The sequence below is a fragment of the Mesorhizobium sp. B2-8-1 genome, from assembly GCF_006440955.1.
Taxonomy (GTDB): Bacteria; Pseudomonadota; Alphaproteobacteria; order Rhizobiales; family Rhizobiaceae; genus Mesorhizobium.
On sequence record NZ_VFTX01000006.1, the window covers coordinates 55,895 to 72,933 of the forward strand.

Here is a 17,039-nt window from a genome sequence, read left to right on the forward strand (position 1 = left end):
ACAAATCAGTCAGTTTTTCAGGGAAAGCGCGCGTGGCACGCCAGTTCATCTATCACATGTCAGGCCTGTCAAAGGCCTACGGCACCAAGAAGGTGCTCGATAACGTTCATCTGTCCTTCTACCCGGACGCCAAGATCGGCATTCTCGGTCCTAACGGTTCGGGTAAGTCGACCATCCTGCGCATCATGGCCGGGCTCGACAAGGAGTTCCAGGGCGAGGCGTGGCTGGCCGAAGGCGCCACGGTCGGCTACCTGGCGCAGGAGCCGCAGCTCGACAACAGCAAGACCGTGCGTGAAAACGTCATGGACGGCGTCGGCAGGAAGACCGCCATCATCGAGCGCTACAACGAATTGATGATGAACTATTCCGACGAGACGGCAGACGAGTCGGCCAAGCTCCAGGACGAGATGGATCGGCTCAACCTTTGGGACCTCGAGCAGCAGGTCGAGATGGCGATGGACGCGCTGCAGTGCCCGCCGGCCGATTCCGAGGTGACCAATCTGTCGGGCGGCGAGCGCCGCCGCGTGGCGCTGTGCCGGCTGCTCCTGGAACAGCCCGACCTGCTTTTGCTCGACGAGCCGACCAACCATCTCGACGCCGAGACCACGGCGTGGCTGGAAAAGCACCTGCGCGACTATCCGGGCTCGGTGCTGATCATCACCCACGACCGCTACTTCCTCGACAACGTCACGGGATGGATCCTCGAGCTCGATCGCGGCCGTGGCATCCCTTACGAGGGCAACTACACCAAATATCTCGACGCCAAGGCCAAACGCCTGATCCAGGAAGGCCGCGAGGACGACGCCCGCCAGAAGTCGATCTGGCGCGAGCGTGAGTGGATCCAATCCTCGCCGAAGGCGCGCCAGACCAAGTCCAAGGCCCGTATCAAGGCCTATGAGGAACTGGTCGAGCAGTCGCAGAATCGCAAGCCGACCGACACGCAGATCGTCATTCCGTCGGGCGAGCGCCTCGGCAATGTCGTCATCGAGGTTGAAGGGCTCACCAAGGGCTTCGGCGATGAGCTTTTGATCGAGGACCTGTCGTTCAGGCTGCCGCCGGGCGGCATTGTCGGCGTCATCGGCCCGAACGGCGCCGGCAAGACGACGCTGTTCAAGACCTTCACTGGCCAGGAAAAGCCTGATGCGGGGTCGATCCGCATCGGCGAGACGGTCAAGCTCGGCTATGTCGACCAGAGCCGTGACGCGCTGGACCCGAACAAGACGGTGTGGGAAGAAATCTCCGGTGGCGCCGAAGTCATCAAGCTTGGCAAGCACGAGGTCAACAGCCGCGCCTATTGCTCGTCCTTCAACTTCCGTGGCGGCGATCAGCAGCAGAAGGTCGGCAACCTTTCGGGCGGCCAACGCAACCGCGTACATCTGGCCAAGATGCTCAAAGGCGGCGGCAATGTGCTTTTGCTCGACGAACCGACCAACGACCTCGACACCGAGACGCTGAGCGCGCTCGAAGACGCGCTGGAAGCCTATGCCGGCTGCGCTGTCATCATCAGCCACGACCGCATGTTCCTCGATCGCATGGCGACCCACATGCTCGCCTTCGAGGGCGACGCGCATGTCGAATGGTTCGAAGGCAATTTCGAGGAGTATGAGAAGGACAAGCTTCGCCGCCTGGGCGCGGAGGCGGCGGCCCCGCACCGCATGACGCATAAGAGGCTGACGCGGTAAGGGCCGTTATTGCAGTGGCGGTTCCGGGTCGGCGACGACGGGATCGTCATCCAATTGGGATAGCCGGCTTGTCGCGCCGGTCATGGAAGGTGGCAACCGCCGCGAGGTCTTACCGTTGAACAGCCCAGCAAAGCCCGATTGGTCCGCCGCCCAATATTTGAAGTTCGAGGACGAGCGCACGCGTCCTGCGCGCGACTTGGTGGCGCAGGTGCCGGTCGACTTCCCCCGCAGGGTTGTCGACATAGGCTGCGGGCCGGGCAATTCGACGGAGCTTCTGGTCGCGCGCTGGCCGGATGCACAGGTGAGCGGCTTCGACACGTCTCCCGACATGATCGAGAAGGCTAGGGCACGCCTGCCCAATGTCAGCTTCGACCTTGCCGATGCCTCGACATGGGCGCCGGCTCAACCGGTCGATGTGATCTTCGCCAATGCCGTGTTCCAGTGGCTGCCGGAACATCCTGATGTCTTCCAGCGGCTGATGGGTTTTCTTGCGCCCGGCGGCGCGCTCGCCGTGCAGATGCCAGACAATATGGGCGAGGATTCCCACAGGCTGATGCGCGAGACTGCCGCCGAAATGCCGTTCGCAGCCAAGCTGAAAGGGGCGGCGCGCGCGCCGCTGCCGCCGGTGTCGTTCTATTATGATCTGTTGTCGCCGCTCTCGGACCGGCTCGACATCTGGCACACGGTCTATAACCATCCGCTGGCCGACGCCGGGGCGATCGTGGAATGGGTGAAGTCGACGGGCTTGAAGCCTTTTGTCGACCCGCTCGATGCGGACGAGAAGATGCTGTTCCTCGAAAGCTACACGGCCAAGATCGCCAAGGCCTATAAGAAGACCGCAAATGGCAAGGTGCTGTTGCGTTTCCCGCGCATTTTCATTGTCGCCAAGCGGGCTTGAACGACCAACGTCGATGAGGAGCCGGGGCAGTTCATGTGCAGCCGCGACGACGGCGCATGCTGGAACAACTCACAGACTAACACCAAACTGTGCGCATGGTGAGGGGACGCGGGAACCGGTTTAAGCTGGCATAAACCGGCTCAATGCGACAAGGGTTGCGCCGGGCCTCCCTTACGCCCACATCAAAGCCCCTGAACGCCTGCGGATGGGACGGACTGGACATGCATCGCGTCATCATCAGCGGTATCGGCGTCGAAATCCCCGAGCCTGAGATCAGCAATGAGGAACTGGTCGCCAGTTTCAACAGCTGGGTCGACACGGAAAACGCGCGCCGGTCGGGCACGGACCAGCCGCTGCTGCAGAAATCGGACAGCGACTTCATCGTCCACGCCTCGGGCGTGCGCAGCCGTCATGTGATCGAGCGCGAAGGCATACTCGACCCGACCCGTATGGCACCGCGCATTCCGGCGCGGCCGGACGATGCGCTGTCGCTGGAGGCCGAGTTCGGCATAGCTTCGGCCCGCAAGGCCCTCGATCATGCCGGGCTGAAGCCGTCCGATATCGATTTGGTGATCTGCTCGGCCTCGCACCACCAGCGGCCCTATCCGGCGATCGCCATCGAGATGCAGCAGGCCCTGGGCACCAAGGGGGCGGGCTTCGACATGGGGCTCGGCTGCTCATCCGCCGCGGCGGCACTTCACATGGCGGTCAATCTCGTGCGTGCGGGCGCCCACAAGCGCATCCTGGTGACGACGCCCGAGATCATCACCGGCCATCTCAATTTCCGCGACCGGCAGACGCATTTCATCTTCGGCGACGCCTCGGTGTCGATGGTGGTCGAAGGGCTGGCACTCGGCGAGAAACGGCCGGGACGTTTCGAAGTGCTCGACACGCGCATCTGGACGCAGATGTCGAACAACATCCGCACCAATCTCGGCTACCACACCCGCACCGCACAGGACGATCCCTACAGGATCGATCTGGAGGGCAATCTGATCAAGCAGGTCGGCAACAAGGTGTTCAAGGAAGTCACCGTCGCCGGGCACAAATTCATCGTGGAGTTCCTGGCCGAGCACGGCCTGACGCCGCAGGCGGTGCGACGCTTCTGGCTGCACCAGGCCAATGCGCGCATGAACGCCATGATCCTGAAACTCTCATTCGGCCACGAGGTCGATCATGACCGCGCGCCCATGGTGCTGGAGCGTCTCGGCAACACGGCGGGCGCCGGCGCCATCGTCGCGCTGTCGGAGAACCATGCCGACATGAAGGCGGGCGACTTCGGGCTGATCTGCGCTTTTGGCGCGGGGTATTCGATCGGCGGCGCGCTGCTGCGGATGCTGTAGGACGCGCTTGCCGCTTCAGGCCGGCGAAAAGGGAACGAGCATCGGCACGCGGCGCGCGTAGTCGTCATAGGCGGGCCCAAGCTCGCCGCGCAGGAAACTTTCCTCCAGCCTCGCCTTGATGACGATCCCGACAAGCAGCAGGGCGGCGCCCGCGACGCCCCATACCGTGCCCTTGACGGCCACGGTGGCGAGGATCGAAAGCAGCAGGCCCGTATAGATCGGATGACGGACAAGCGCGTAAGGGCCGGTGTCGATGATGCGATGATCGGCCTTGGCCGTTACCGTGCTGGACCACAGCCGGCCGAGATGCAGGCGGGCCCACCATGCACAGGCGATGCCGATGGCGATCAGGGCGACGCAAATCCAGGCTTGGGTGAGCGTCGGTGTCCAGAGCCGAAGCCGACCCACATAGCCGTGCGCCGGAACGAACAGCAGGACGGTACCGGCGAGCCAGAGAACCCGATATCGCGCCTCCGCCCTGAAATCCGCCCGCTTGCGCACGGGATCGGCCCATGAAGCGGCAAGGATCCACGATACCAGCCAGAACAACCAGAGCGCGGCAACGGCGTGTCCCACCTGCATGACCCGAACCTCCTCCCGATCTGGCGCCATCGTCTATGCCGGCGGCGCGGCGGCAATGCGGCGCGCTGAGGACCGCAACGGCGTTTCCGGTAAGAAAGTCGTGATCGGCATCAAACGGCGTGATCGGATCATCAGCGCTTTCGACTGGACCGCATTGCGCAGGGCCTCTAGACGAGACTGATGCAGGAAACCAACTTCGAGCTTTTTCCGGCGGACCTGACGGTCGACATCGTGCCGGGCCGCAAGCTGGCGGCAAGGGCGGTGGCGCTCTATGCCGCTCCGTTCGACCATTTCGAAACCAAGGCGGTCGAGAAATTGCAGATGGGCTTCGACGGCATAGCCGGCGATTTTCATGCCGGGATAGCGCGACGCTCCGGCGGGCGCGAACCCTGGTATCCGCGCGGCACCGAGATGCGCAACGAGAGGCAGTTGTCGCTGGTGGCGGCGGACGAACTCGCGCTGGTCGCCGAACGCATGGGCCTAGAGGAGATCAAGCCCGAGTGGATCGGCGCCAATTTGCTGATCGAAGGGGTGCCGCATCTTTCGATGTTGCCATCCGGCTCGCTGCTGTTCTTCCAGGGCGGCGTGACGATCAAGATCGATGCCCAGAACAAACCATGCCGCGTCGCCGGGCAATCGATCGCCGAGCATGTCCGGGCGGCGGACCATGACGCCACCGCGCTGCTCTTTCCGAAAGTGGCCAAGCGGCTGCGGGGCCTTGTAGGCTGGGTCGAGAAGCCCGGAATCGTCAGGTCCGGCGAGGAAATCTCCGTGCGGGTGCCCGAGCAGTGGATTTATCGCGCCTGACGAGGTAGCCACGCCGCTCGAAACGGCGTGGCTGAGCGACCCGGACTAGGCCTTGCGGTTCTTGTTGGCGCCTTGCGCCATGACCGAAACATGGTCCCACTTTTCCCAGGTGGCGATGCGGTTGGCGTATTCCTGCTTGATCATCGGCAGCCCGCCGTCGCCGAAGAATACCCTGAGAGGTGGCTCGGCCGCGTCGACGATGGCCAGCATCGCCGGTCCGGTGGCCTCGGGATCGCCGGCCACGGCGCGGCTGCGGCGCTCCGCCATGGCAGCGCGGACGGGCGCATAGGCGTCCAGCGCTTTGGAGACCTTGGCCGACGGACCGGCCCAGTCGGTGGAGAAGCCGCCGGGCTCGACCAGCGTGACATGGATGCCGAACTCCGCGACCTCGAGGCTCAGCGACTGGCTGAAGGCTTCCAGCGCCCATTTCGAGGCGTGGTAGAGGCCAAGCGAGGCGAAGGCATTGACGCCGCCGATCGAAGAGATCTGGATGATGTGGCCGGAGCGCTGCGCCCGCATGATCGGCAAGGCGGCCTGGGTGACCCACAGCGCGCCGAACACATTGGTTTCGATCTGGTCGCGGGCTTCCTGCTCGCTGACCTCCTCGATGGCGCCGAAATGGCCATAGCCGGCATTGTTGATGACGACGTCGAGCCGGCCAAAGCGCTTGTGCGCCCCGGCGATTGCGGCATCGACGGCTTTCTTGTCGGTGACGTCGAGCTTTATCGCCGCGATGTTGTCGCCATACTTCTCGACGAGATCGGCGAGTGTGCCGGCATCGCGGGCGGTTGCCGCGACGCGGTCGCCGCGAGCGAGCGCGGCCTCGGCCCAGACCCGGCCAAAACCTTTCGACGATCCGGTGATGAACCAAACCTTGTTTGTCATGATGAAGTCCTTGCCCATGCAAGCTGGAATTTTTTCAGAGATAAGTGGAGGCCTCTCCGCTTTGTGCCATATACGGTGCGTCCCGCGACTTTCCAGAGGCGGTGGCGGAATTATTTGGACGGGAGCGGCGATCGGTCAGGGGTAGCGTACAGCGCTCGACCAGGCCGGATCCTTATGCTTGTCCCAATAGAGCGCCATCAGCCGGCAGGTAATTGCGCCGGGCCTGCCGTCCGCGACTGGGCTGCCGTCGATCATCGTGACCGGCATGATGCCGCCGGCGGTAGAGGTGATGAAGACCTCGTCGGCCTCGCGCAATGCCGCGACACTGACGTCCGCCGGGGTGGCGAAGAGGCCTTCCAGCGCACAGAGATCGAAGACAGTGCGGCGGGTTATGCCGGGTAGCACGCCGATCGCCGGCGTCGAGAGCTTGTTGTCCTTGACACAGAAGACGTTGAAGCCCGGACCTTCGGCGACATTGCCGTTGAAGTCGAGAATGAGCGCTGTCTCGGCGCCGCGGTCAAAGGCATCGTAAAGGCCGCGCACCAGGTCGAGCCAGTGGTAGTTCTTGATCGCCGGGTCGATCGAGGCCGGCGGAATGCGCACCTTGTCGCTGATGGCGACATTGAGGCCGCGCTGTAACTGCTCGGGATTGGCGACCGAGCCGAACGGCACGGCAAACGCCATGAAGCGGTTGATCGCCTGGCGCGGATCGCGGCTGAAAGTAGGGGAAGCGCCGCGCGTGCACAGCATTTCGACATAGGCGGCGCTGTGTCCCGACAGTGCCACGCAATTGTGCAGGATCTCCGTCACGCCATCGCGGTCGAACGGGATCGTCATGCGCAATTTCTCCAGTCCGCCGAAGAAGCGGTCGAGATGCAGGTCAAGCCGGAAGAAGCAGCCGTTCCAGACATGCACCGTGTCGTAAGTGGCATCGGAATGCAGGAATCCCCAATCCAGCACCGAGATCTTGGCCTGCGACATCGGCAGGTACTGGCCGTCGAGGAAGGCGATGCCGTCGGGATAAGCATGCGGGTCGACGTGGCGGTCGCTCACCACAGGCAGCGGCCGTGTATCCTGTGCGGTCTGGCTCATCGGCACCTCCTTGCATCACAGGCTATCGGTGTCAGGCAGAGGGCATAGAGCCAGTCATCCGGCGTCGTTCGTCCTCGAAGTGAAAAGCTGCCAGCCATGCTACCGAGCGCCGTGCCGGACCGGCAACAGCTTCAATCATCCTCGTCGTCGGCGTCGAGCAGGCGGGTGGCGCGCCAGCGGGTAAGTACGACATTGGTCTGCTCGATGACGAAGAAACGCGCCGAGTCGCGGTCATAACCTTCGGCGAGCAGCTTTTCGTAGTCGGTATGGGCGTGGCGGATATGGGCAACCGTCGCCAGCCACACGGCAATGGTCGGCGGCAAGGTCTTCATGTGGACGGAGCCGGCATCCGCTCGGATCTTCTCCATATCGGCATAGGGCGCCAGCGGCAGAAGCGCGGTCAACGCCTTGGCGACGGCGCGCCGACGGCCGGTCGGCGCCTTCATCATTCGTCGCGCCCTTCGATGGTCGCCTCGGCAAAGGCATCGGTCGATGCGAAATAGGGTTTTATGTCGACCACCGGGGTGCCGTCGAGCACGTCGATGGCGTCGATCTCGATGCGCCCGGTGGCGAGGTCGAGCGCAACCAGTTTCGCCACATGCAGGCCGATCGGGTTCGGTCGGGCAGGGGAGCGCAGGCCGAATACGCCTTTTGCTTCAGCCGCATGGCGCGGTTTCTGCACGATCAGAGTCCGCGGCGCGTGGTGGAGCCACGACAGGATGACGAGATGGCTGGTGCGCTCCAGCCCTTGCAGGCCGGCGCGGTAGGGCGGGTCGATCGTCAGTGCTGCCGGCTGCCCGGTCTCGCGCGCCGCGCGCATGTTCTTGGGGCAGGTTTCGCGCGTCGTCCATGGTGAGGCGATACGGCCGATGAAGACGACGCCGCCATCCGCCGGCATCAGCGCCGGATCGATCTCGAGCCTTTTTTCACCCTCCCGCACCTCAAACATCTCACGCCGCCCGGTCATTTTATCCATCTTTTTGTTGACGCATGTCTTGCCCTGAAACCGCTACACATTTTTAGGCGCGACATGCACCGAGAAATCACGCCTGCGGCATTTTCTTGTCCGGAAGCGACATAGCGCTTGCAAGGCTGTGAAAATCGACATAAACATATCTTTATATCTTTTTCAAAGAGAATACGCTGATGCATGTCGCGCTCGACACCATGGTGGACACATTGAAGGCGGCGGCCGAATCGAGCCGCTTGCGCATACTGGCGCTGCTGTCGCGCGGTGATCTCACCGTGTCCGATCTTACCGAGATTCTCGGCCAGTCGCAGCCGCGCGTGTCGCGGCACCTGAAGCTGCTCCTGGAGGCCGGGCTGATCGGCCGTTACCAGGAGGGGTCGTGGGCTTTCTTCCGGCTGTCGGATACGGATTCCGCGCGCGACTTCGTGCTGCGGCTGGTCGCCGGCATTCGCGGCGCCGATCCGCAGGTCGAGCGCGATCTCGAGCGGCTGGCCTCGGTCAAGCGCAAGCGGCAGGACCGCGCGGCGGAGTATTTTTCGCAGAACGCGGCAAGCTGGGACCATATCCGCTCCCTGCACGTGCCTGACCGTGCGGTCGAGGCAGCCCTCATGAAGCTCGTCGGCAAGCGGCCGTTCCAGTCGATGCTCGATCTCGGCACCGGCACCGGACGCCTCTTGGAGATATTCTCGCCGCTCTACCGGCGCGGCATCGGCATCGACATGTCGCGCGAGATGCTGACCGTCGCGCGCGCCAACCTCGACAAGGCCGGCGTCTCCAATGCTCAGGTGCGGCAGGGCGACGTCTTCTCGCCGCCGGTCGAGCGCGACGCCTTCGATCTCGTCACCATCCATCAGGTGCTGCATTATCTCGATGATCCTGCGCGCGCCATCCATGAGGCGGCGCGGCTGCTGCGCCCTTCCGGACGGCTGGTGATCGTCGATTTCGCGCCGCATACCCTGGAATTCCTGCGCGACGAGCACGCGCATATGCGCCTCGGCTTTTCCGACCGGCAGATCGGCGAGTGGTTCTCCGAAGCGGGCCTTGATCTCGAAGATGCCCAGGAGTTCGAGCCGCGCGGCGGCACCGAGGCCAGGCTCACGGTCAAGCTCTGGCTTGGCCGCGACCGGCGCCTGCTGATCGCCGATCCTGCCAATGACAGCCAGCAGACCAAAGTGAGTTCGATAGGGGAAATCGCCTGATGAACCAGTTCCGCTTTTCCCGCCGCCCCGACATTGGCGACAAGGTCAGGGTTTCCTTCGAATTCTTCCCGCCAAAGTCGGACGAGATGGAAGCGAGGCTGTGGGACACGGTCACCCGACTGGAACCGCTGAAGCCGAAATTCGTCTCGGTGACCTATGGCGCCGGCGGTTCGACTCGGGAGCGCACGGCACGCACCGTAGGCCGCATCCTGAAGGAGACCAGCCTGACGCCGGCAGCGCACATGACCTGCGTCGACGCCCCGCGCCCTCAGGTCGATGCGGTGATCCAGGAATTCGCCGACATGGGTGTGAAGCGGTTCGTCGCCCTGCGCGGTGATCCGGCCGCGGGCGTCGGCACCGCCTATCGTCCGCACCCGGACGGCTATGCCAATGGCGCCGAGCTGGTCGGTGCGCTGAAGAGCGCCGGCGATTTCGACATCTCGGTCTCGGCCTATCCGGAAAAGCATCCGGAAAGCCCCGACTTCGCCACCGACATCGACATGCTGAAGCGCAAGGTCGATAATGGCGCGACGCGGGCGATCACCCAGTTCTTCTTCGACAACGATCTCTACGAGCGCTATGTCGAGCGCGCGCGTCGAGCCGGCATCTACATTCCGATCGTGCCGGGCATCCTGCCGGTGCACAATTTCACCCAGGTCGCCAATTTCTCGGCACGTTGCGGCGCGCTGGTGCCGGCATGGCTGGCCGAACGTTTCGACGGCCTGCAGAATGATCCGCAGACGCATGCGTTGGTCGCGTCGGCGGTGGCGGCCGAGCAGGTGCTGGACCTGGTCGAGCGGGGCGTGGGCGATTTCCACTTCTATACGATGAACCGGGCCGACCTCGTCTTTGCCGTCTGCCACATGATCGGCATCCGCTCGCATGAGGCGGAAGTGGCTGGCTCCGCAGCCGCCTGAACCGGGCTTGAGTTGCAGAAAGGCCGGGTAAAAACCCGGCCTTTCAAACTGGTTGATTATTGGGTGCTGGTCTTCCCCGTTTTTGGCGGGTTCAGGGAAGAACGCCTATAATGAGGGCGCCGATGAATGCAAACGCAGCACAGATCATCAATGCGTTGATTGGCCTCGTAAGTCCCATGACATAGCCTCCTCTTAAAGAGCTATGGCCGGAGTCTAGGGTCATTTGTGCCACAGGCAAGCGGAAAATGTGCTGCATTGCGACGCGATTGTGGAGTTTGCGACCTCGTTTTCGCCGTTAGGCGTTGAAACTTCTAGGCAAAAACCAGATACGAACCTGTGAATAAATTATGGCGGCTTCGTGTCGTTGGCATGTCATGGCAGCGCTACCCTGCGGATGAACAGGCGCCCGTCTATGGTCACCAGGCCGAGACCGATCAGCATCATGCCGCCGATTTCGAACAATTCCAGCCGCTCGCCGAGGAACAGGAAACCGAGCAGCATGGCACTCACCGGCACGATCAGCGTCACCAGGGAGGCGTTGGTGGCGCCGGCCGAGGCGACGAGGTTGAAATAGAGGATATAGGCGAAGGCGGTGGACAGCAGCGCCAGCGCCAGCACCGCCGCCCAGACCGGCGGCGAGGCCGAGAACAGGCCCGCGGGACCGTGCGCAAGCAGCACCACCGGGATCATGATGATGGTCGAGGCGGTCAGCTGCCCGGTGGCAATGACCGGCGAGGGCACGCCCTTGAAGCGACGGGCGACCATCAGTGCGACGCCGTAGGACAACGATGCTCCGATCAGCGCGAATTTGGCCCAGACCGGGCCGCCGAGGCCGGCAACCAGGCCGGGGCCGATCATCACAGCCGTGCCGGCGACGCCAAGCGCAATGCCGGCCAGCTTGTTCCAGGAGAGCTTCTCGTCCGATGTCAGGGCGTTGGCGAGGATCAGCGTCCAGAACGGCGTGGTCGCATTGAGCACCGAGGCGACGCCGGCGCCAAGCCCAGTCTGGCCGGCGAAGATCAGCGAAAAAGGCACGACGTTGTTGGTGAAGGCCAGCAGGAAGAACAGTCCTGCATGAGGAAGGGCAAGGCGGAAGGATGGGCCGCGCAGGAAGAGATAGAGCTGTAAAGCGAGTGCCGCGATGGCGACGCGAAACAATACCAGCACCAGCGGGTGAAGCTCCGCCACGGCAATGCGGGCGAAGAAAAAGGAGCCGCCCCAGATCGCGCCGAGCAGCAGAAGCTGCGCCCAGTCCTTGAGCGCCATCGGTCCGCGCGGTGCTGATGTCGCGGCTATTGCCATGTGATGCGTCCTCCCCGGACGGCCGAATGCAGGCAGCCAGACAGAAGCCATATCGGGTTCGCAGGCAAGAACCACCCGAAACCTGCCCGATGGCCTGTCTCCCCTGACAAGCCTAGCGCCCTGCCGCCAGGCGCAAGAGACACAGAATTGTTTTCATTGGCCGCTAGCTTGGATTAATTGTGCGCAGGCTAGGTCAAGGATTCGTCCATGCAGCGATTCGAGAATGCCCGCGAGGCGGCACTGGCGCTTCGCCCGGACGATCCGGTCTACTGCTTCCGCCCGCAGGTGCTGAAGGCCGATGCCTTGCAGTTCATGGGCATGTTCCCCGGCAAGACGGCCTATGCGGTCAAGACCAATGGCGAGCAGATCGTGCTGAAGACGCTGGTCGAGGCCGGTGTCTCCGCCTTCGACGTGGCCTCGCCCGGCGAGTTCGCCGCCATGCGCGCGGTCTCGGCCGATGCCGAGATGCTCTACATGCATCCCGTCAAGGCGCAGTCGGACATCAAGCTGGCGCTGGAGAAATACGGCATCCGCGTCATTGCGCTCGACCACGAAGACGAGATCACCAAACTGACGCGGGTGGTCAGGGCACTCGACATTGACCCGGGCGCAATCAGCGTGTTCGTTCGAGTGCAGACCAAGGGCCATGCGGCCTACGAGCTGTCGAAGAAGTTCGGCGCCGGCCCGGCCTATGCGGTCGAGCTCGCCGAACGGCTGAACCGCACCGGCTACAAGGTCGGCCTGTGCTTCCATGTCGGCAGCCAGATCGAGGACCCCGACACCTACGAAAGGGCATTGGCTTCCGCCGACTGGGTGCGCAACCGGCTGACCTTCGACCTGGCCGGTCTCGATGTCGGCGGCGGTTTTCCGGCCGAATACGGGCATGATCCCAACCGCAAGCAAGTCGCGATGCCGTCGCTCGGCCAAATCATGTCGCGGCTTTCTGGAGACCTCAAGGAATACCAGTTCGACCAGATGCCGCTGGTGGCCGAGCCCGGCCGGGTGATCGTGGCGCGCTGCCTGTCGCTGATCGTGCGGGTGCTGTTGCGCAAGGGCAAGCGGCTCTACATCAATGACGGCATCTGGGCGTCGCTGTCGGATTCATGGACCGGCAAGATCACGCTGCCGGCACGCTTCATTCCCGATCCGGCGATCCGCACGCGTAATGGCGACGAGAAAACCATCGTGCCGTTCAAGGTCTGCGGCGCGACCTGCGATTCCGTCGACATATTGTCGCGGCCGTTCTGGCTGCCGGAAACTGTCGACACCGGCGACTGGATCGAGATCGGCCACATCGGCGCCTATTCGCTGTCGCTGAGAACCCGTTTCAACGGCTTCTATCCCGACACTTTCGTCGAGGTGGCGACGTCCTTCGACGAGGGCGATGCACCGGTGGGTTTGGCGAGTCTGGAGACGATGGCGGATTAAGTAGTGAGTGGTGAGTAGTGAAATGGGTCCGTCACTATTCCCTACTCACAGCTTCATTCCCTATTCACAGCTTCGCTAAAAGCTCCGGCGTCGGCCAGCCGTCCACGGGCAGTCCCAGCCGCGTCTGCTCCTTGCGGATTGCTTCGCGGGTGTTGGTGCCCAGGATCCCGTCGACCGTGCCAACATCGTAGCCCTTGGCTTCCAGCTTGGTCTGCAAAGCCTTCATCTGCTCGTTGTTGAGGCCTGGTTCAGGATTGCGCGGGTCGATCGGTGGCGCGCCGGCAAGCCGCGCGGCAAGATTGGCCGCGGTCAGCGCGTAGGTGAAGGACTGGTTCCATTCGAGATAGACGTCGAAATTGTCGTAGGTGAGGAAGGCCGGGCCCTTGCGGCCCATGGGCAGCGCCAGCCCGGCCTTCAGGCCCTTGTCGACCAGCGGCGAGCCGTCGGGATTGGTGACGCCCCACTGCGCCCATTGCGTCAGCGGCAATTTGTTGGTGCGGCCCGTCTGGTCCCAAGGCATCTCGTCGGGCACGCGCACTTCCTGGATCCAGGGCTCGTCGCGCTTCCAGCCGCGCGACAGCACCTTGTTGGCCGTGGTCATAATCACGTCCGGCACGCTGCCCCGCAGGTCGATCTTGCCGTCACCGTCGCCATCGACGCCGCGGGCAAGATAATCCGAAGGCAGGATCTGCGTCTGGCCGATCTCGCCAGCCCAGGCGCCGTTGACGTCGGCCGGCAGCACGCCATGGTCGATCAATTCCAGTAACGGCACCAGCTGCTGCCGGAACAGTTGCGGGCGGCGGCAATCATGGGAAAGCGTCACCAGCGCGCTGAGCGTATGGAAATCGCCCTGCACGGCGCCGAAATCGGTCTCCAGCGCCCAGAAAGCGGTGATGACCGGCGCCTGGACGCCGAACTGCTGGTCGGCGCGGGCGAAGATATCGGCATATTTCTTCATGTTCGCCGCGCCCTGCTTCAGCCGGTAGGCCGAGATCATCCGGTTGGAGAACTCGATGAAGGTCTGGGTGAAGACGCCCTGCGCACGGTCGCGCGCCAGGGCCCTCTCGTCGAAGCTGGCATCCTCGAGCGCTTCGAGGCCGACAGGGCCGACACCCGCCGCCTTGGCTTCCGCTGCCACGCCCTGCTTCCAGGTTTCGAAGTCGCCGCCACATTCCTGCGCCATCGCCGGCAAGGCCGTGGCGCACAGGAACAGCACCGCGAGGGCTTGGGGACGCAGTCGCATAGACTTCCTTTCGACATCAGGATTCCCGGGCGGCCTTGCTGTCCATCTGGATGCGCGTCGCCCCGGAATACCGGCGGTTGCACTCTTGGCCGCCGGCCGTGTCGAAAGCAGGCGGCAGGCCCGGTGTCAACGGGTGTTCTGCAGCAACCCTTCCTCCGGGCGGCTTGGCACCCGTTGACACGGTGTCAACGGGTGTTCTGCCTCAACCATTTGTCCCAGGCGGCTTGGCTGCCGTTGAAGACGTTTATATCGGACTTGCCGATCATGCCGGGAACGATGCCGGTTCCCGTATACTGCCAGAAGGTGAAGGGGTGGCTGCCATATTTCTGACGCGGGTGGCCGGCGACGGAGCGTAGCCAGTAGGGATAACCGCGGAAGGTCGACAGCTCGTTGTCTTCAAAGAAGTCTACCGACGTGTAGATGATCGGCTTCTTGCCGTAATGCCGCTCGACGATTTCGAGGAAGGTGGTCATCTCCGCGCGCACGGTGGCCGGGTCGGGGCGCAGCCTGCAGGTCGGCGATTTCGGGTTCCATTCCATGTCCAGCACCGGCGGCATGGCCGAACGGTCGACGGGGACGTTGCGGATGAACCAGCGCGCCTGTACCGCCGCCGGAGTGCAGAAATAGAAGAAATGATAGGCGGCACGAGGAACGCCGGCGGCTTTGGTGCGCGCCCAATGCTCGTTGAAATAATCATCGAAACGGTCGCCGCCCTCCGTCGCCTTGATGAAAGCGAAGGAAATACCGCTGGCCTTGGCGGTCGGCCAGTCGACCGAGGTCTGGTATTTTGAGACGTCGGTGCCGTGAACTGCGTAATTCCAGGGCGCGCCGCTGTCCCATTCATGCGGCTTGGAATCGGCGAAGCGGGGCGCGCGCACCGCAACCGAAGGGGTGCTGGATGGCGACAGTGGCGACAGATCCTCCACGGTCGAGCATGCGCCGAGCAGCGTCAGCATGAAAAGGGCCGCGAGACGGCGCATCACAACTCCCGAGCCGGTTGCAGCCGGTCGCTGATGGGTCTGTGCACTGATGGCCGGCGCTTGGTCTGGCCCCCGCCGGACGATCGCCCCACAGCATCGCCCGGTATATCGCCAAAACGCGCATTGTTTCGGCGCGCTTTGATTTTGTTTCCTGCCGTGATCCCAAAAACGCGGCGCGCTGTTGGGCGACATGCACCTGTGATCGCCGATCATGGTTGATATCTGGTTGACGACGCTCGACAAGGCCCATGATTTTGCGGAAGCAATGGCGGCAAATCGATGACATGGATCGAGCCTGGATTCGGGGGCGGGAAAGATGCGGATCATTGCCAAGATCGTCAAACGGCTGCTCGGCCTGGTGGTGCTGGCGGTCGTGGCGCTGTTTGGGTGGCTTTATTTCGCGCCGCCCGAACTGATCCGGGTCGGCTCGGGCTATTCGGCAAAGATCGTCTGCTCGAACGTTTTCGTCGCCGGGCGCGATGCCAACGAGGTGCTTGCCGTCGATGTGCAGGCGCCCGGTCATCCCTTGCTCAAGCTGATGCGGGTCTCGGTCGACAAGAACCGGGGCACAGTCTCCGCCGGCCTGCTTGGCTTCCTCGGCAAGAGCATCGCGGTTTTCCGCGACGGGCTGGGCTGCGCCTCGGTCCCGGATGGCGATGTCGGCAAGGCGCGGCGCACGGCGATCCATGTCGAACCCTCGGCGACAAGACAGGACGCGCTGTGGCCGGAAGGCGAGCGGGTCGAAGCCTCGCAGAACCCGGAGGTGGTGAAGATCGTCGACGATGCCGCCATGACCGGCGCCGGCATGCGCGCCGTGGTGGTGGTCAAGAACGGCCGCGTCGTGGCGGAACGCTATGGCGAGGGCTTTTCCGCCCGGACGCCGTTGCTCGGCTGGTCAATGACCAAGACGGTCAATGCCGCCATGGTCGGCACGCTGGTCAAGAACGGCAAGATGGCGATGACCAACCAGGGCCTTTTCGCGCCGTGGAAGGCCGATGGCCGCGCCGCGATCAGCCTTGCCGACATGATGGCGATGTCGAGCGGGCTGGAATTCAACGAAGACTATGGCGACGTCGCCGACGTGACGCGCATGCTCTATCTCGAACCCGACATGGCGGGCTTTGCCGAAGCCAAGCCGCTCACGGGCGAGGTGGGCAAGGTGTTCTCCTATTCGAGCGGAACGGCGGTGATGCTGTCGCGGCTCTGGCAGGATGCGGTCGGCGACAAGGCCAAGGCGTTGACGTGGCCGCGCACCGCGCTGTTCGAGCCGCTGGGCATGCACAGCGCCGTGCTCGAGACCGACGAACAGGGCACGTTCGTCGGCTCATCCTATCTCTACGCCACCGCCCATGACTGGGCCCGCTTCGGCCAGTTCCTGCTGCAGGGCGGGGTCTGGAACGGCAACCAGATACTGCCGGCCGGTTTCGTCGACTGGATGCGCGAACCTGCGTCGGCCTCGAAAGTCTACAGCAAGGGGCAATTGTGGATCGAGGCGCCGGGCGACGAGGAAAACCCCGGTGCCGGCGTGGCGGCGGGCCTGCCCAAGGACACCTATTGGATGGAGGGGCATGATGGGCAGACCGTCGCCATCATTCCATCCGAGCAATTAGTGGTGGTGCGGCTCGGCCTGACGCCGGCCAAGCTGGGCTACAGGCCGCAGACCATGGTCGGGGCATTGGTGAAGGCGCTGCGCTAGCCAACCAGCTGCTCG

At 63.6% G+C, this 17,039-nt stretch carries 16 protein-coding genes; 8 read left to right on the forward strand and 8 right to left on the reverse strand.

Annotated features, from left to right (window positions below; translation table 11 throughout):
* Window positions 1–32 precede the first annotated feature (32 nt).
* From ettA to FJ428_RS17010, 3 genes are all read left to right on the forward strand, one after another.
* Window positions 33–1,682, forward strand: coding sequence for an energy-dependent translational throttle protein EttA (ettA, locus tag FJ428_RS17000; RefSeq protein ID WP_140495150.1), 1,650 nt, complete (start codon window positions 33–35; stop codon window positions 1,680–1,682).
* Window positions 1,683–1,797: 115 nt separating this feature from the next.
* Window positions 1,798–2,580 (forward strand): trans-aconitate 2-methyltransferase, encoded by a 783-nt coding sequence (gene tam, locus FJ428_RS17005; protein WP_224671090.1) that lies wholly within the window; start codon window positions 1,798–1,800, stop codon window positions 2,578–2,580.
* Between the two features lie 221 nt (window positions 2,581–2,801).
* Window positions 2,802–3,923 (forward strand): beta-ketoacyl-ACP synthase III, encoded by a 1,122-nt coding sequence (locus FJ428_RS17010; protein WP_140521227.1) that lies wholly within the window; start codon window positions 2,802–2,804, stop codon window positions 3,921–3,923.
* Between the two features lie 15 nt (window positions 3,924–3,938).
* Here the strand turns inward: FJ428_RS17010 and FJ428_RS17015 are convergent, their stop codons facing one another.
* A complete protein-coding gene (locus FJ428_RS17015; RefSeq protein ID WP_140495156.1) occupies window positions 3,939–4,505 on the reverse strand; it encodes an isoprenylcysteine carboxylmethyltransferase family protein in 567 nt (188 codons plus the stop codon).
* 180 nt (window positions 4,506–4,685) lie between these two features.
* On the opposite strand from FJ428_RS17015, the gene FJ428_RS17020 reads away from it, so the two are divergent.
* Window positions 4,686–5,312, forward strand: a complete 627-nt coding sequence (locus FJ428_RS17020) for an MOSC domain-containing protein (protein ID WP_140559511.1) — start codon at window positions 4,686–4,688, stop codon at window positions 5,310–5,312.
* Window positions 5,313–5,357: 45 nt separating this feature from the next.
* Here FJ428_RS17020 and FJ428_RS17025 read toward each other — a convergent pair whose 3' ends face one another.
* From FJ428_RS17025 to tsaA, 4 genes are all read right to left on the reverse strand, one after another.
* Window positions 5,358–6,197, reverse strand: a complete 840-nt coding sequence (locus FJ428_RS17025; RefSeq protein WP_140879847.1) for an SDR family oxidoreductase — start codon at window positions 6,195–6,197, stop codon at window positions 5,358–5,360.
* Window positions 6,198–6,332: 135 nt separating this feature from the next.
* Window positions 6,333–7,289: an aminotransferase class IV gene (locus tag FJ428_RS17030; protein WP_140879848.1), complete on the reverse strand. Its 957-nt coding sequence runs from the start codon at window positions 7,287–7,289 to the stop codon at window positions 6,333–6,335.
* 131 nt (window positions 7,290–7,420) lie between these two features.
* On the reverse strand, window positions 7,421–7,735 hold the full coding sequence (locus FJ428_RS17035; protein WP_140495859.1) for a DUF2293 domain-containing protein: 315 nt from the start codon (window positions 7,733–7,735) through the stop codon (window positions 7,421–7,423).
* Window positions 7,735–8,256, reverse strand: a complete 522-nt coding sequence (tsaA, locus tag FJ428_RS17040) for a tRNA (N6-threonylcarbamoyladenosine(37)-N6)-methyltransferase TrmO (RefSeq protein WP_140516630.1) — start codon at window positions 8,254–8,256, stop codon at window positions 7,735–7,737. Before tsaA ends, FJ428_RS17035 begins: the two co-directional genes overlap by 1 nt.
* Window positions 8,257–8,435: 179 nt before the next feature.
* Here tsaA and FJ428_RS17045 point away from each other — a divergent pair, with 179 nt between their 5' ends.
* Complete coding sequence (locus tag FJ428_RS17045) at window positions 8,436–9,458, forward strand: metalloregulator ArsR/SmtB family transcription factor (RefSeq protein ID WP_140879849.1); 1,023 nt, start codon at window positions 8,436–8,438, stop codon at window positions 9,456–9,458.
* Window positions 9,458–10,375: a methylenetetrahydrofolate reductase [NAD(P)H] gene (metF, locus tag FJ428_RS17050; protein WP_140495168.1), complete on the forward strand. Its 918-nt coding sequence runs from the start codon at window positions 9,458–9,460 to the stop codon at window positions 10,373–10,375. The genes FJ428_RS17045 and metF overlap by 1 nt, the downstream gene beginning before the upstream one ends.
* A 372-nt stretch (window positions 10,376–10,747) precedes the next feature.
* Here metF and FJ428_RS17055 read toward each other — a convergent pair whose 3' ends face one another.
* Entirely contained in the window at window positions 10,748–11,677 is a 930-nt protein-coding gene (locus FJ428_RS17055; RefSeq protein ID WP_140879850.1) for a DMT family transporter, read from the reverse strand.
* A 207-nt stretch (window positions 11,678–11,884) separates the two neighbouring features.
* Here FJ428_RS17055 and FJ428_RS17060 point away from each other — a divergent pair, with 207 nt between their 5' ends.
* Complete coding sequence (locus FJ428_RS17060; RefSeq protein ID WP_140879851.1) at window positions 11,885–13,105, forward strand: alanine racemase; 1,221 nt, start codon at window positions 11,885–11,887, stop codon at window positions 13,103–13,105.
* A 64-nt stretch (window positions 13,106–13,169) separates the two neighbouring features.
* Here the strand turns inward: FJ428_RS17060 and FJ428_RS17065 are convergent, their stop codons facing one another.
* Together FJ428_RS17065 and FJ428_RS17070 are read right to left on the reverse strand one after the other, a co-directional pair.
* A complete protein-coding gene (locus FJ428_RS17065; protein WP_140761227.1) occupies window positions 13,170–14,348 on the reverse strand; it encodes a lytic murein transglycosylase in 1,179 nt (392 codons plus the stop codon).
* Window positions 14,349–14,533: 185 nt separating this feature from the next.
* On the reverse strand, window positions 14,534–15,328 hold the full coding sequence (locus tag FJ428_RS17070) for a GH25 family lysozyme (protein ID WP_140516622.1): 795 nt from the start codon (window positions 15,326–15,328) through the stop codon (window positions 14,534–14,536).
* A gap of 316 nt (window positions 15,329–15,644) precedes the next feature.
* Between FJ428_RS17070 and FJ428_RS17075 the strand changes: the two genes are divergently transcribed.
* Window positions 15,645–17,024, forward strand: coding sequence for a serine hydrolase (locus tag FJ428_RS17075; protein ID WP_140521219.1), 1,380 nt, complete (start codon window positions 15,645–15,647; stop codon window positions 17,022–17,024).
* Window positions 17,025–17,039 lie beyond the last annotated feature (15 nt).